The following is a 14,100-nucleotide window of genomic DNA, read 5'->3' as shown; positions in this document are numbered from 1 at the left end:
ATCTCAGAATATACGCATAACGGACTTATTTAATCATCATATTCAAGGAATCGGGGGGGGGACAGACCACGATTTTGAGTTCACTTGTAATCGCCCCGCTCCATAAGCGTGGTCAGCCCCCCCACTTTTTCCCTCAACAATAACGCTGAATTCCAAGAGATACAAAAAGCATGGCACCCTCGCATCCAAATAGATGGGTTTTCGAACGACGTTAAAAGCCAATAAGCAATCTTACTGGATAGCTTTCCAGCGAATCGCAGTCATGACGGTATGATAGACATTGTAAATAAAGGATTTTAATTGCATCAACAAAAAAACATTCCCGTATAAAGAGTAACGTAAGCCATACCAACCAACCACTCAGTAATTTTCCATGATATCGGGGAGAGCTGGACTATTTTATGCACCAGCCCTCCTTTAATAGCGAACACAATCACCAACAAACAGAAAACCGTATAAACCAAGTAATAAATAAACACTCGCATAAAAATGAAAAAATTATTCTTCAGGAAGGACAACTGCGATTTCTCATGCCTGTGCGTAGACATGGCCACAAGCATGTCTGGCTGGCTTATAGTTGCAAAAATAGTAAAGCCGGCCAAAATAAAACCTAAGACAGAAACCACAACCCCCAAAGCCATGGAGCTAAACTCACGCACAACTTTAAGTTTCTCATCCAATGAGATTTCCAACATACAGTATTGAAGCACCACCAAAATAAAAACGGTAAACGTCGTCCAAAAATTAAATGAACTGAAGGGAATTCTTCTCGCTTTGACGTAAATCGCCCACAAGCTTTTTTCATCCATCAACGCCTTGGGGGACAAATCATCGTTCACTGCTTCACCTACGATAAGGAGTGAGTTTGGCAATCGCAGCTAGGGTGGGAGCTGCAACTTGGATCATACCATCGCCTACCAACTGAATGAATTTTTGAAACAGAGTAGGCGCAGCTTGCGAAGGTGAGTTCGTTGTTAACTCAACATAACTCTTAAGCTGGAAATGCTCATTGTCGCCACGCAGTTCCGTACCCGAGCTATCTTTACCTACAAGCGTTACCTTTTGATTCCCCTGAACCGTGGCAGCCTGCACTTCTTCGATAACACTATCTTTATCCAACCCTTCAGAGTTTGAGTGACGAATTGTGGTTATCTTACTATTGACCTCATCTTTCTGACGCTGCACAGCTTCGAAAAAACCTTCGTTATCATGTTCATCATTACGATCTGAAAACTTATATGTAACCGAGCTCAAAACGTCATACTGCCGAACAAATGAGTCAATGCTCTGAGCGGAAGTTAACGGAATCAACTCTAAAGCAGGAGGAAAAATATCAAGCATCAACTGTTTTTTCGTTACCTTTTCACCACTCTCTTTACGCTGATCGTATGTAGCATCAATGTAAGCTTTATGGTTACGTTTCAAAAAGCTCTCAAGTGTCGACTTAAAATTATCCAGCGTTGGAGCGAACCTCGTTTCTTTGAGGAAGATAAGGCGATGGATATCAAGAACCAAGACAAAAATAGAAGAGGGTGAGGACTGCATTTCCTCGTGATCTTCTACCAACCCCGATTTTGTATAAATTTGCTCTCGCTCTAGAACCATATCCTTGATAAATCGGCCAACAAGTAAAACCCGGTCATCAACTGTAACTAACTCAACGTTTTCAAAGAAAAATTCCGTCGTTCCATAAACTCTTTTGAGATCAGGATCAGAAAAGGACGGAAGTACAATTTCTGCGAAATAATCGAGAAGGTTCTGATTCCCAAATTTGCAAACGAGATTCGCCATTTCAACCGGGTACTGGCGTCTAGACATTAGATCCCTCTAAATGAGCGCTAACGCTCTTGGTAGCCATTTGATGGCTGACTTTAGCGCCCCAGTGAATCTTTGTCACTGAGATCCGCTGAATGAGCAGCGATTGCTCTTTCACCGTAACGGAGCATAGGGACGCTACCGGGCTCGCCGAAGGTATTTTTGCACTAAAAATACCCTACCTTAATCATCGAAAACGAAAAAGCCCCTGAAATGTTCAACCATTTCAGGGGCTTAGTCATACACAATAATGGCGGAGAGATAGGGATTTGAACCCTAGGTACTGTCGCCAGTACAACGGATTTCGAATCCGTCCCGTTCGGCCACTCCGGCATCTCTCCAGTGGCGCGCATCATACCAGCACATTCGCCGGAAGCGAACCCCCGAGCGAAATTTTTTCCGTGCTATCAGATGCTTGCGTCGATTACAGCGGCACACCCAGACGCTGGGCGACTTCTTCGTAGGCTTCGATGACGTCACCGAGGCCCTGGCGGAAGCGGTCCTTGTCCATCTTCTTCTTGGTGTCCTTGTCCCAGAGGCGGCAGCCGTCCGGGCTGAACTCGTCACCCAGGACGATGGAGCCGTCGCTGAACACACCGAATTCAAGCTTGAAGTCCACCAGCAGCAGGCCGGCGTCGTCGAACAGCTTGGTCAGTACTTCGTTGACCTTGAGGGACAATTCCTTCATGCGGACCAGTTGCTCGGCGGTGCCCCAACCGAATGCCACGACGTGGGATTCGTTGATGAACGGATCGCCCTTGGCGTCGTCCTTCAGGAACAGCTCGAAGGTGTAAGGGTTGAGCTTCATGCCCTCTTCCACACCCAGGCGCTTGACCAGGCTGCCGGCGGCGTAGTTACGCACGACGCATTCAACCGGGATCATGTCCAGCTTCTTGACCAGGCATTCGTTGTCGCCCAGCAGCTTGTCGAACTGGGTCGGCACGCCGGCGGCTTCGAGCTTCTGCATGATGAAGGCATTGAACTTGTTGTTCACCATGCCCTTGCGGTCCAGCTGTTCGATGCGCTTGCCGTCGAACGCCGAGGTGTCGTTGCGAAACAGCAGGATCAAGCGGTCAGCGTCGTCGGTCTTGTAAACCGACTTGGCTTTGCCGCGGTAGAGTTCTTCACGTTTTTCCATGATGGGCTCCGCTTGCTAAGTAGTGGGCTAGGCGATATGTCGCCAGTCGAGCCCTGAATCTTGATCGGCCAGTTGCAGCCAGTCCGGGTCGCACCCGAGGGTGTCGACAAAACATTGCCGGGCCAGCTGCGGCAGGTTGTTCTTGCTGCTCAGATGGGCCAGGACCAGGTGTTGCAGGCCTTGCCAGCCCAACTCGGCCACCAGGAACGCTGCCTGGTGGTTGTTCAAATGTCCGTGTTCCCCGCCTACCCGCTGCTTGAGGAAGTACGGGTAGTAACCACGCGCCAACATGTCGCGGCAGTGGTTGGACTCGATCATCAACGCATCGAGGTCCCGGTAACTGTCCATCACCCTGTCGCAATACGACCCCAGGTCGGTCAGCAGCCCAAAGCGCCGCTCGCCGTCACTGAACACATATTGCGTCGGTTCCCGGGCATCGTGCGCCACGCTGACCACGCTGATATCCAGGCAACCGATGCGCAGTTGCTCGCCACCGGCCACGAAGCCGGCCGGTTCGATGGGCTTGCGCAGGCCTTCCAGTGTGCCACGGCTCAGGTACACCGGCAGATTGTAGCGCCGAGACAGCAAACCCACGCCATGCACGTGGTCGGCATGTTCGTGGGTCACGAGTATCGCGCTCAGTTGCGCCGGATGCACACCCAGGCGCAACAGGCGCTTCTCGGTTTCCCGCAGGGAGAAACCACAATCGACCAACACATACGTGCCGGCACTGGCTACCAGCGTGCCGTTCCCTTGGCTACCGCTGCCGAGAACGGCAAAACGCATCGGATCAGCCCAGGTTGTCCTGAATCAAGCCCAACACCTTGCGGGCCACATCGGCCGGCGCCACGGTGTTGATGTTCTTCTCGACGGTGACCTGGACGTTGTCGCCGACCTTGCTCAGGCGAACCTGGTAACGCTCGGCGCGGGCTTCGATTTCTTCCTTGTCCGGCTTGCTGCCGAACAGGCCACTGAAGAAGCCTGGCTTCTCGTCTTTCCTCTCGGCCTTTTCAGCGAGGTTGATGTAGTACAGGCCCAGGCTGCGGTTGATGTCTTCGACGCGCCACTCGCCCTGCTCCAGCGCCCGGCCAACGCTCGACCAGGCACGGTCCAGGTCGGAGCCGACGTTGAGCACCGGGTTGCCGCTGCCGTCTTCGCTCAGGCTGACGCGGCTCGGGGTGTCGTAGTCGCGGGTAGCCAGCATCGAAACCGAGCCGCCCTGCTCTGCGGTACGGCTCATGCTGGCAAGCATGTCGTCCACCAGGGCAGCGTCCAGGCCGGTATTGACCGAACGGTTGGTGAAGGCCACGTCGGCGGTGCTGCCGGCAGGCCGCTCGGCGCTGACCACATAGACTTCACTGGTGTTGCGCTGCACGCCTGGCTCGATACGCACCCGCACGCGGGTTTCGCTGTCGGCCGCGACACCGGCGGCGCTCATGCGCTTGGCCATGGCGGCGGACAGTTCATCGGCGCGCTGCCAGGTGGTGGTGAACTCGCCAGTTTGCGGGCGCTGTTCGTCCAGGCGGAAACCGTTGTCCTGGAAGAACTGGATCGCCACAGGCCAGACTTCGGCCGGTGGATGCTGGCCCATGACCCAGCTGGAATCGCCACTCTTCTGCAGGGTGTAGTCGCTGGCATCGGCCACGGCCGACAGCGGCTGTGGACGTGGGACGATGTATTCGCCCTTGACGCTGTCGTCGGCTACGTTGCGCGGGATCGGCAGCAGCGGATCCAGGCGCTTGGCAACGCTGACGTCTTGCGGCAGTTGCATCGGTGCAGTCTGTTGCGCCTGCAGGTAATCGCTACCACGGTCGCGGAAGTAACCTTCCGGCCCCCAGATCCATCCGCAGCCGCTGGTGCTGGAGATAATCAAGGCAAGTGCGGAAAGTCCGGCCATTCGCTTCATGCGTTGTACTTCCTCAATTAAACCAGGACGCCGGACTGGCGCATGGCCTGCCGCAGCGGTTCGTGACAGGGGGTGCTCAGCCAGGTCAGTGGCAAGCGGATGCCTTCGTGCATCAGGCCCATTTCAACCAAGGCCCACTTCACCGGAATCGGATTGGCCTCGATGAACAGGTCCTTGTGCAACGGCATCAGTTTTTCGTTGATCGCCCGTGCGGTCTCGGCGTCGCCCTTGAGCGCGGCCTCGCACAGGTCGGCCATTTCGCGCGGGGCAACGTTGGCCGTGACGGAGATGTTGCCCTTGCCACCCAGCAGGATCAGCTCGACTGCGGTCGGATCATCGCCGGACAGCACGATGAAGTCCTTGCTCACGCCATCGAGGATGGCCTTGGCGCGCTTCATGTCGCCGGTGGCTTCCTTGATGCCGATGATGTTCGGCACGGTGGACAGGCGGATCACGGTCTCGGCCTGCATGTCGCAGGAGGTGCGGCCGGGAACGTTATAGAGGATCTGCGGGATGTCGACGGCTTCGGCAATGTGCTTGAAGTGCTGGTACAAGCCTTCCTGGGTCGGCTTGTTGTAGTACGGAACGACCAGCAGGCAGGCGTCGGCACCGGCTTCCTTGGCGTTGCGGGTCAGCTCGACGGCTTCGCGAGTCGAGTTGGCGCCGGTGCCGGCGATGACGGGGATGCGACCGTTGACCTGCTTGACCACGGCACGGATGACTTCGATGTGCTCATTGACGTCGAGGGTTGCCGACTCGCCGGTGGTACCGACGGCGACAATGGCATGGGTGCCGTTCTCAAGGTGGAAGTCCACGAGTTTGCTGAGGCTGGCCCAGTCAAGATGCCCTTGTGCATCCATGGGTGTGACCAGTGCCACCATACTGCCCGCAATCATGAAACCGCTCCTGCCGGAAAAAGAGAGCGGTAATGGTACTGGCGCCAAGATGCTTGTACAAGCGAACTACCATTCCCCTAGGCGATGGTTTTCGCTACCCTTCAGGCTTTGATCGGTACCGACAAGCTCATACGCCGGTTTCCAGCCTCCGTTTTCGTCGCCGCAAGCCCCGATCCCGGGTTTGTCCTGGTGCGTTCCTGCTGTCGCGGAATGCAGCGCAACCCCGGGCACAAGGCTTGAGCCGTTCGTTTTTCCGAGCCTGGCGCTGTGTCGAGCGGCAAAGGTATCGACCGCTCATCGCTTTAGGAATGCTGCATGTCCACCCCCACAGTCCGCGAACAATTCCTTGTTATCAGTGCCCTTGGCGCCAACCCCATGGAGCTGACTAACGTCCTGTGCCGCGCCAGCCATGAAAATCGCTGCGCCGTCGTGACCTCACGCCTGACCCGTCATGGCGAATGCAGTGCCCTCGTGCTCGAGATCTCCGGCAGCTGGGACGCCCTGGCGCGCCTGGAAGGCAGCCTGCCGGTGCTGGCCAAGAAGCATGCCTTTACCGTCAACGTGGTGCGTAGCGCCGCCCTGGAGAACCGTCCCCAGGCCCTGCCCTACGTGGCCTACGTGAGCTCGGCCTACCGCCCGGACATCATCAACGAGCTGTGCCAGTTCTTCATGGACCATCACGTCGAGCTGGAAAACCTGACCTGCGACACCTACCAGGCTCCGCAGACCGGCGGCACCATGCTCAATGCCACGTTCACCGTGACCCTGCCCGCCGGCACCCAGATCAGTTGGCTGCGCGATCAGTTCCTGGATTTCGCCGATGCGATGAACCTGGATGCCCTGATCGAACCGTGGCGCCCACAAAACCCAATGTAAGGAAACGTTCATGGCCGTTGCCGTCGACCAGCCGGTTACCGATTTCCAGGCACCCGCCACCAGCGGGCAGACCATCAGCCTCGCCGCCCTCAAGGGCAAGCAGGTGGTGATCTACTTCTACCCCAAGGACAGCACGCCGGGCTGCACCACCGAAGGTCAGGGTTTTCGCGATCAGTACGCGCAATTCCAGGCCGCCAACACCGAAGTGTTCGGCGTCTCCCGGGACAGCCTGAAGTCCCACGAGAACTTCAAGTGCAAGCAGGAGTTCCCGTTCGAGCTGATCAGTGACAAGGACGAGGCCGTCTGCCAGCTGTTCGACGTGATCAAGCTGAAAAAGCTCTATGGCAAGGAATACCTGGGCGTTGATCGCAGCACATTCCTGATCGACAAGAACGGCGTGCTGCGCCAGGAATGGCGTGGCGTGAAGGTGCCGGGGCATGTGGATGCGGTGTTGGCGGCGGCTCAGGCCCTCAACAAGGGCTGAAATTTTCGCTGGCCGTAGTGGCCCCATCGCGAGCAGGCTCGCTCCCACAGGGTTCTATTAAACACCGTAGATCCTCTGTGGGAGCGGGCCTGCTCGCGATGGGGGCATAAGCCCTACCATTATTCAAAGAGCTACAACAACGGCGCGACAACTGGCTCCTTGCTCGGCCACGCATCCAGCACCGCCTTGAACAGGGTCGCCAGGGGAATCGCGAAGAACACCCCCCAGAACCCCCACAGCCCGCCAAACAGCAGCACCGCACAGATGATCGCCACCGGATGCAGGTTCACCGCCTCGGAGAACAGCAGCGGGACCAGCACGTTGCCGTCCAGCGTCTGGATGATCCCGTAGACCGCCATCAGGTAGATGAACTGATCGCTCCAGCCCCACTGGAACAGTGCAATCAAGGCCACCGGCACGGTCACCACCACAGTGCCGACATAAGGCACTACCACTGAGATGCCCACCAGCAGCGCCAGCAAGGCGGCGTAATTGAGTCCCAGGGCGACGAAGCCGATGTAGGTCACGCCACCGCAGATGAAAATCTCGATGACTTTGCCGCGAATGTAGTTGGCGATCTGGCGATTCATCTCCTGGGCCACCCGGGTAATCAGCGCCCGCTCACGCGGCAGGTAGCCCCGGACCCAACGACCAATCATTTCCCGGTCCTTGAGGAAGAAAAACACCAGGATCGGCACCAGCACCAGGTAGATCATGATGTTGACCAGAAGCGGCAGGCTGGACAGCGAAAACGTCAGCGCCCACTGGCCGAACTTGCCGATCTGGCCGCGCACCACTTCGATGGCTTGCAACACCTGCTCGTCGGACACCAGGTGCGGATAACGCTCGGGCAACAGCAACAGCACGGACTGCCATTTGGCAAGCATCCCCGGCAACTCGTTGAAGAGCGTCACCAACTGGTGCCAGAGCAGCGGCACAATCACGATTATGAACACCAACAACAAGCCCATGAACAGGGCGAACACCAAGCCCACCGCCACCGCACCCGGCAACCGCAAGCGCTCCAGGGTCGTGACCAACCCCTGCATCAGGTACGCCAGCACCATCCCCGCCAGCACCGGCGCGAGCATGCCGCCCAGGGTGAGCACGGCGGTAAAGGCCAGGAATAGCAGCACTGCCAGGACCACAGCTTCTTCATCGGAGAAGTAGCGCTGGATCCAGTCGCGTAACACTTTGAACATTAAAAATCCTTAAGGGACGCTGTCGGTTTTCAGGCCTTTTTCAGCCAGTAACGGTAGACGCCGTTATCGTCTTCTTCACGCAGCAGCGTATGACCGGCCAATCGGGCGAAGGTGCGGAAATCACGCTGGGAGCCCGCATCCGTGGCGATCACCTTGAGCACGCTGCCGCTGGCCAGGCGATTGAGTTCCAGCTTGGCCTTGAGCAACGGCAACGGACAGTTCAGGCCGCTGGCGTCCAGTTCGGCATCGTGGGCTACAGCATCAGTCATGGGTTCACTCCGCGGCAGATCGTTGAACGGCCTAGAATATCTGGTCCCGGGCCCGGTGTCCGGCTACAGTAAGGTCTTTGTCGACTAAGGCTTCGTGCATGACATTTCTGCGCCCCACCCTGCTGACGCTCGCTTGCCTGCTTGCCTCACCGGGCTTCGCCGACGACCTGCCGTCACTTGGCGACGCCAGTTCTGCCATCGTCTCGCCAGAACAGGAGCACCAACTGGGCCGCGCCTGGCTGGCGCTGCTGCGCAGCCAGGTTTCACAGCTCAACGATCCACAGCTCAAGGACTACGTCGAATCCAGCGTCTATAAACTGGTGGAAACCAGCCAGGTCAACGACCGGCGCCTGGAGTTCATCCTGATCAACAGCCCGCAGCTCAATGCCTTCGCCGCACCGGGCGGAATCGTCGGGGTCAACGGCGGCCTGTTCCTCAATGCACAGACCGAAGGCGAGTACGCCTCGGTCATGGCCCACGAACTGGCGCACTTGTCACAACGTCACTTCGCCCGCGGCGTCGAAGCCCAGCAGCGCATGCAGGTACCAATGATGGCCGCGCTGCTGGCCGGCATCGTGATTGCCGCCGCCGGTGGCGGTGACGCCGGGATCGCGGCCATCGCCGGGACCCAGGCCGCAGCCATCCAGGAACAACGGCGTTTCTCGCGCCAGAACGAACAGGAAGCCGACCGCATCGGCATCCAGAACCTCGAGAAAGCCGGCTACGATCCACGGTCCATGCCGACCATGTTCGAGCGTCTGATGCGCCAGTACCGGTTCGACGCCAGGCCCCCGGAATTCCTGCTGACTCACCCGGTAACCGAATCCCGGATCGCCGACACCCGCAACCGCGCCGAACAGGCCAAGCCGGGCGGTATCGAGGACAGTGTGCGCTATCAACTGATTCGCGCACGGGTCCAGTTGATCTATGAAGAAACCCCGGGCCTGGGCGCCAAGCGTTTCCGGGCACAGCTGGATGAGAACCCGAAGAACGACGTGGCGCGCTATGGCCTGGCAATCGCGCAGATCAAGGGCGGCCAGTTGAATGAAGCACGGGAAAACCTCAAGCCGTTGCTGGCCAAATCGCCCAACGAGATCATCTACAACCTAGCCCAGGTGGACCTGGACATCACCAGCAACAAACTCGCCGACGCTCAATCGCGCGTCGACCGGATGCTGAGTCAGTACCCGGGCAACTATCCGCTCAATCAGGTACGTGTCGACCTGCTGCTCAAGCAGAACCGCCCCGCCGATGCCGAAAAGGCCCTGGAAACCTTGCTCAAGACCCGCCCGTACGATCCGGACGTCTGGTACATGGTGGCCGAGACCCGCGGGCTGTCAGGCAACATCATCGGCCTGCATCAGGCTCGCGCCGAGTACTTCGCACTGGTAGGTGACTACCGTCAGGCCATTCAGCAGTTGGACTTCGCCAAACGGCGCGCCGGCACCAACTTCCCCCTGTCGTCACGCATCGATGCCCGGCAGCGGGAGCTCATGGAGCAGGAACGCATAGTCAAGGACATGATGGGCTGAGCATTCGCCAGGCAAAAAAAACGCCTCTTTCGAGGCGTTTTTTTTTCAGCGGCTAACCGATCATTCGGCCAGCTTGAAGGTGATAAAGCTCGCACGCCCCTGGCGCAGGACGCGCATCGACACCGAACGATTCTTCGGCAACGCCTTGGCGATGTCGGTGAACTCCTTGGCGGAACCGATGGCCTGGTTGTTCAGGTGGGTGATGATGTCGCCCGGCTGAAGGCCGATCAGCGCGGCAGGCCCCTCCTGTACCTCCTTGATCACTACGCCGCCCTGGAGCTCCAGGGTGCGCTTCTGCTCTTCGGTCAGCTCGGCCACAGCCACGCCCAGACGGTTGCTGCTGCGCTCGACTCCAGACTTGGGCAGCGAATCCAGCTCCTTGCCTTCTTCAGGAATGGCGCCGACGGTCAATTCGACGTTCTTGCGCTTGCCTTCGCGAATCACTTCCAGATTGGCCTTGGCGCCAGCCTTGAGGGCACCCACCAAGTGTGGCAAGTCGGCGGACATGACGATCGGCTGACCGTTCATGCTCAGGATCACGTCACCCACTTGCAGGCCGCCCTTGGCAGCCGGGCCACCTTCCTGGATTTGTGCCACCAGCGCACCAGCGGGTTTATCCAGCCCGAACGACTCGGCCAGGTCCTTGTTCACTTCCTGGATCACCACGCCCAACCAGCCGCGACTGACCTTGCCTTCGCTTTTCAGTTGGTTGGATACGTCCATGGCAACGTCGATCGGAATCGCGAAGGACACGCCCATGAAGCCCCCCGAACGGGTATATATCTGGGAGTTGATGCCGACGACTTCACCCGCGAGGTTGAACAGCGGGCCACCGGAGTTGCCCGGGTTGATCGGCACGTCGGTCTGGATGAACGGCACGTAGTTTTCGTTCGGCAGGCTGCGACCGATGGCACTGACAATCCCTTGGGTCACGGTGTGGTCGAAGCCGAACGGCGAACCGATGGCCACGACCCACTGGCCGGCTTTCAGGTCCTGGGATTTGCCCAGCTTGAGCACGGGCAGGTCCTTGCCTTCGATTTTCAACAGCGCCACGTCGGAACGTGGATCGGTTCCGACCAGCTTGGCCTTGAGCTCGCTGCGATCGGCCAGGCGCACCAGGATTTCGTCGGCATCGGCGATTACATGGTTGTTGGTCAGGATGTAGCCGTCAGGCGAAATGATGAAGCCCGAGCCCAGGGATTGCGCTTCGCGCTGGCGACCACCGCCGGGGGAGCGTGGTTGTTGTGGCATGCCACGCTCGAAGAACTCCCGCAGCATCGGCGGTAGACCTTCCAGGTCCGGCATCTGCTGGTCCGATACACGGCGGTCCGGCAGTTTCTGGGTGGTGCTGATGTTCACCACGGCGGGCGAAGCCTGCTCGACCAGTTGCGTGAAATCAGGCAATTCGACCGCCACGGCAGGAACGGCCTGGCCGAGCACAAGCACGGTGGCAAAGATGGAGAGATAGGTTTTCAAGCGTGGTATCGACATACGGCTCCCGTTACGACGAGCATGGTTAAGCGATATGGAGCAAGGAATACCAGGAAAAGATACGCCGGTATTTTTGTTCCGGGAACAGACAAGGCCAGGGCCGTGCGGCTCTGACCTATAGAAAAAAAGCTGGGTTTTTGCAAATGAAAATGCTGACAGGAAGTTTCGGCACTTCGATCAAGCCCTGGCGTCATCAGCCTCTCGCGCAATCGAACCACCCATGCAGTCAGCAGGCTATTGAGTCGCCGTGACGTCGGAGCGCATGGAAAGCGCAATCCGTTCCGCCGTTCCAATAGGAATCTCACCGACCACCGTAACCATCATTTCGCCCTGGGGCGTCGTGAGCCTGCGCGAGACGGCAGCCGTCGGGCCGAGCTGAGTACGGGTATCGGTGGCGTTGGCACCGTTCAACGGCTCCAGGAACACCGAAAAGCGCGCCAGGCCATCGTCGTACATCAAGCTGTTGACCTGGACCTGGGTGTCCGGGTCCTTGCGTGCAGCACTGCTGGTCAGTTCGAAACCCGGCGGAAGCCAATCCGAGTGCCAGGCGGTTTTCGCCGCGACGGCCTTGCCGGGATCCTGGGCGACAGCCTTGCATTCGGCGCTGGCTTGCAGCTCACCATCGGTCGGCGCGGCGACGTTCAAGCGAGTGAACTGGAAACGCTCGAGTAGCTGGCCCTTGTCATTGAGCAACAGGGACTTGAGCGGCAGGCCGGTCTCTTTGTCCAGGTGCAGCTCGAAGCCATAGCGATGCTGGTCCTTGGGCGTCAACGCAACGATGACCGCTTGACGGCCGGCCACGCGCGACTTGCCAATGACGGCCAGGTCATACCAATTCTTGAGTTTTTGCGGATCGAGTGTACGTGAGGTGCCGTCAGGCGTATTGCCCAGCCCCGCGATCAAGGAGCCACTGACGCATTGAGTATGCCCATCAATGCGCAGGACTTCCTGTGCCGAGCCGTCGAGCTGGAGTAACCGCTCGCGGACTTTTCCATCCTGGACGCGATGCCAGATGTTATGGGTAGAAAAACTACCGTTGCGCTCGTAAACGAAAGTGCCCTGGAAGCTCTGCTGTTGCTCGGCTTGACTCAGGCGGTTCAACCAGTCCTGAGCCTCATCGGCATGGGCTGGAATCGCACACCAGCCACCAAGCAGAAGCGTGAATAGAGGTATGGCGCGCAATGGCTTTCCTTATTAACGGTTTTCCAGGCTGGCTGCACGGGCGTAAGGCAGCGCGCTTTCAGTACCTTTCAGAGCAGCTTGCTGAGCATGCTGACGCAGGTAGTTGGGCAGACGCTGATCATGCCAGCCAGGTTGGCCTTGCAGAACACCGTTGACCATCGGGCCTGCGGTTTCCGAGCCTTCGCTGTAACCGGCCAGTACCGCTGGGCCCTTGACCTGTGGAGCCATCAGGCCTGGCTGGTTGGACTGCTGCGCCATTTGCACGCCGGCAATCTCATCCTGATTGTACAGGCGCACACCGGCCAGTACAGCCACGGTGACCGAAGCGGCTACTGCCAGGCGACCCAGGCTGCGCCATGGTCCGCGAGAAGCTTTTGCCGGTACGGCTTCGTCAGCCAATGCAGCAGAAACGGCCGCAGCGATGTCCAGGCGTGGAAGCAACAAGTCCTTGTGCATCACAGCCCGGGCGATCTGGTAACGAGCCCAGGTCTCACGGGTTTCAACATCGTCGAAGGCATTCAATACCCGACGCAATTCCAGTTCGTCCGCTTCGTTGTCCATAACTGCGGACAGCGATTCCTGCAGGGCTTCACGACTCATGGCGTTCCTCTCTTGGCTGTCGCCGCTGTCTCTAGTTTTCCTGCAACAAAGGTTGCAGGGCTTTATCAATGGCCTCCCGGGCGCGGAAGATCCGGGAGCGCACGGTGCCTACAGGACACTGCATGACGCTCGCAATGTCTTCGTAACTCAGACCGTCGAACTCACGTAAAGTTAAAGCCGTACGCAAATCTTCGGGCAGTTGCTGGATGGTTCGATGGACAGTGCCTTCAATCTCATCCCGCAGCAACGCACGTTCCGGTGATTCGAGATCCTTGAGACCATGATCGCCATCATAGAACTCGGCATCTTCAGAACTTACATCGCTATCCGGCGGCCGACGGCCGCGTGAAACCAGATAGTTTTTCGCCGTGTTGATGGCGATGCGGTAAAGCCACGTGTAAAACGCGCTGTCCCCGCGAAAATTACCAAGTGCCCGGTAGGCCTTGATGAAGGCTTCCTGAGCGACATCCTGCGCTTCATGGGTGTCGTGCACGAAACGCACGATCAACCCGAGAATTTTGTGCTGGTATTTCAGCACTAGCAGATCGAAAGCTCGCTTGTCGCCGCGTTGGACGCGCTCGACCAGCTGCTGATCCTCTTCCTGGGTTAGCATGAACACTCCTCGATAAGCTCGAAGGAGGCTTGCATTACTAATTGACCGGGCTTGCAAACATAGACTCGGGCTTTTCGCAAAAGTTCTCCCCCTTTC

At 58.0% G+C, this 14,100-nt stretch carries 15 protein-coding genes and 1 tRNA gene; 3 read left to right on the top strand and 13 right to left on the bottom strand.

Going from position 1 to position 14,100, the window contains the following annotated elements:
- Window positions 1-305: 305 nt before the first annotated feature.
- The 7 genes from HU749_RS08345 to dapA all read right to left on the bottom strand — a co-directional run bounded on the left by HU749_RS08345 (window position 306) and on the right by dapA (window position 5,755).
- Entirely contained in the window at window positions 306-839 is a 534-nt protein-coding gene (locus HU749_RS08345) for a hypothetical protein (protein ID WP_186649638.1), read from the bottom strand.
- 4 nt (window positions 840-843) lie between these two features.
- The gene (locus tag HU749_RS08340; protein ID WP_186649636.1) at window positions 844-1,818 is read right to left on the bottom strand and encodes a hypothetical protein; all 975 of its coding nucleotides are present in this window, start codon (window positions 1,816-1,818) and stop codon (window positions 844-846) included.
- 248 nt (window positions 1,819-2,066) lie between these two features.
- A tRNA-Ser gene (locus tag HU749_RS08335) sits at window positions 2,067-2,156 on the bottom strand.
- An 83-nt stretch (window positions 2,157-2,239) separates the two neighbouring features.
- Window positions 2,240-2,953 carry a phosphoribosylaminoimidazolesuccinocarboxamide synthase gene (gene purC, locus HU749_RS08330; protein ID WP_018606833.1) on the bottom strand — a complete coding sequence of 238 codons (714 nt, stop codon included), beginning with the start codon at window positions 2,951-2,953 and terminating at the stop codon, window positions 2,240-2,242.
- Window positions 2,954-2,980: 27 nt separating this feature from the next.
- Window positions 2,981-3,739, bottom strand: a complete 759-nt coding sequence (locus HU749_RS08325; protein ID WP_003198811.1) for an MBL fold metallo-hydrolase — start codon at window positions 3,737-3,739, stop codon at window positions 2,981-2,983.
- 4 nt (window positions 3,740-3,743) lie between these two features.
- Window positions 3,744-4,859, bottom strand: coding sequence for an NlpB/DapX family lipoprotein (gene bamC, locus HU749_RS08320; protein WP_095962882.1), 1,116 nt, complete (start codon window positions 4,857-4,859; stop codon window positions 3,744-3,746).
- 17 nt (window positions 4,860-4,876) lie between these two features.
- Window positions 4,877-5,755, bottom strand: coding sequence for a 4-hydroxy-tetrahydrodipicolinate synthase (dapA, locus tag HU749_RS08315; RefSeq protein WP_046065123.1), 879 nt, complete (start codon window positions 5,753-5,755; stop codon window positions 4,877-4,879).
- Window positions 5,756-6,070: 315 nt separating this feature from the next.
- Between dapA and HU749_RS08310 the strand changes: the two genes are divergently transcribed.
- The gene (locus HU749_RS08310) at window positions 6,071-6,631 is read left to right on the top strand and encodes a glycine cleavage system transcriptional repressor (RefSeq protein ID WP_003184325.1); all 561 of its coding nucleotides are present in this window, start codon (window positions 6,071-6,073) and stop codon (window positions 6,629-6,631) included.
- 10 nt (window positions 6,632-6,641) lie between these two features.
- Window positions 6,642-7,115: a peroxiredoxin gene (locus HU749_RS08305; protein ID WP_024616115.1), complete on the top strand. Its 474-nt coding sequence runs from the start codon at window positions 6,642-6,644 to the stop codon at window positions 7,113-7,115.
- Between the two features lie 131 nt (window positions 7,116-7,246).
- Here the strand turns inward: HU749_RS08305 and HU749_RS08300 are convergent, their stop codons facing one another.
- On the bottom strand, window positions 7,247-8,317 hold the full coding sequence (locus HU749_RS08300) for an AI-2E family transporter (RefSeq protein WP_014337033.1): 1,071 nt from the start codon (window positions 8,315-8,317) through the stop codon (window positions 7,247-7,249).
- A 29-nt stretch (window positions 8,318-8,346) separates the two neighbouring features.
- Complete coding sequence (locus HU749_RS08295; RefSeq protein WP_014337032.1) at window positions 8,347-8,586, bottom strand: sulfurtransferase TusA family protein; 240 nt, start codon at window positions 8,584-8,586, stop codon at window positions 8,347-8,349.
- Between the two features lie 98 nt (window positions 8,587-8,684).
- Here HU749_RS08295 and HU749_RS08290 point away from each other — a divergent pair, with 98 nt between their 5' ends.
- Complete coding sequence (locus HU749_RS08290; RefSeq protein ID WP_095973980.1) at window positions 8,685-10,118, top strand: M48 family metalloprotease; 1,434 nt, start codon at window positions 8,685-8,687, stop codon at window positions 10,116-10,118.
- A 60-nt stretch (window positions 10,119-10,178) separates the two neighbouring features.
- On the opposite strand, the gene HU749_RS08285 is transcribed toward HU749_RS08290, so the two are convergent.
- The 4 genes from HU749_RS08285 to rpoE all read right to left on the bottom strand — a co-directional run bounded on the left by HU749_RS08285 (window position 10,179) and on the right by rpoE (window position 14,004).
- Window positions 10,179-11,609, bottom strand: a complete 1,431-nt coding sequence (locus HU749_RS08285; RefSeq protein WP_079303811.1) for a DegQ family serine endoprotease — start codon at window positions 11,607-11,609, stop codon at window positions 10,179-10,181.
- A 234-nt stretch (window positions 11,610-11,843) separates the two neighbouring features.
- A complete protein-coding gene (locus HU749_RS08280; protein WP_053178425.1) occupies window positions 11,844-12,791 on the bottom strand; it encodes a MucB/RseB C-terminal domain-containing protein in 948 nt (315 codons plus the stop codon).
- Between the two features lie 12 nt (window positions 12,792-12,803).
- On the bottom strand, window positions 12,804-13,391 hold the full coding sequence (locus HU749_RS08275) for a sigma-E factor negative regulatory protein (protein ID WP_079303809.1): 588 nt from the start codon (window positions 13,389-13,391) through the stop codon (window positions 12,804-12,806).
- Between the two features lie 31 nt (window positions 13,392-13,422).
- Window positions 13,423-14,004, bottom strand: coding sequence for an RNA polymerase sigma factor RpoE/AlgU (gene rpoE, locus HU749_RS08270; protein WP_003172477.1), 582 nt, complete (start codon window positions 14,002-14,004; stop codon window positions 13,423-13,425).
- Between the last annotated feature and the right edge of the window lie 96 nt (window positions 14,005-14,100).

The sequence above is a fragment of the Pseudomonas ogarae genome (assembly GCF_014268695.2).
Lineage (GTDB): Bacteria > Pseudomonadota > Gammaproteobacteria > Pseudomonadales > Pseudomonadaceae > Aquipseudomonas > Aquipseudomonas kilonensis.
The sequence above is the reverse complement of the archived record's forward strand: the minus strand, read 5'-3'. Positions and strand labels throughout refer to the sequence as shown.

What these genes read in the sequence shown, in the direction of transcription:
- purC (WP_018606833.1), bottom strand. Translation starts at nt 2,953, where the DNA reads ATGGAAAAACGTGAAGAACTCTACCGCGGCAAAGCCAAGTCGGTTTAC.
- HU749_RS08305 (WP_024616115.1), top strand. Translation starts at nt 6,642, where the DNA reads ATGGCCGTTGCCGTCGACCAGCCGGTTACCGATTTCCAGGCACCCGCC.
- HU749_RS08290 (WP_095973980.1), top strand. Translation starts at nt 8,685, where the DNA reads ATGACATTTCTGCGCCCCACCCTGCTGACGCTCGCTTGCCTGCTTGCC.
- HU749_RS08295 (WP_014337032.1), bottom strand. Translation starts at nt 8,586, where the DNA reads ATGACTGATGCTGTAGCCCACGATGCCGAACTGGACGCCAGCGGCCTG.
- HU749_RS08275 (WP_079303809.1), bottom strand. Translation starts at nt 13,391, where the DNA reads ATGAGTCGTGAAGCCCTGCAGGAATCGCTGTCCGCAGTTATGGACAAC.
- HU749_RS08340 (WP_186649636.1), bottom strand. Translation starts at nt 1,818, where the DNA reads ATGTCTAGACGCCAGTACCCGGTTGAAATGGCGAATCTCGTTTGCAAA.
- bamC (WP_095962882.1), bottom strand. Translation starts at nt 4,859, where the DNA reads ATGAAGCGAATGGCCGGACTTTCCGCACTTGCCTTGATTATCTCCAGC.
- dapA (WP_046065123.1), bottom strand. Translation starts at nt 5,755, where the DNA reads ATGATTGCGGGCAGTATGGTGGCACTGGTCACACCCATGGATGCACAA.
- HU749_RS08310 (WP_003184325.1), top strand. Translation starts at nt 6,071, where the DNA reads ATGTCCACCCCCACAGTCCGCGAACAATTCCTTGTTATCAGTGCCCTT.
- HU749_RS08300 (WP_014337033.1), bottom strand. Translation starts at nt 8,317, where the DNA reads ATGTTCAAAGTGTTACGCGACTGGATCCAGCGCTACTTCTCCGATGAA.
- HU749_RS08325 (WP_003198811.1), bottom strand. Translation starts at nt 3,739, where the DNA reads ATGCGTTTTGCCGTTCTCGGCAGCGGTAGCCAAGGGAACGGCACGCTG.
- HU749_RS08285 (WP_079303811.1), bottom strand. Translation starts at nt 11,609, where the DNA reads ATGTCGATACCACGCTTGAAAACCTATCTCTCCATCTTTGCCACCGTG.
- rpoE (WP_003172477.1), bottom strand. Translation starts at nt 14,004, where the DNA reads ATGCTAACCCAGGAAGAGGATCAGCAGCTGGTCGAGCGCGTCCAACGC.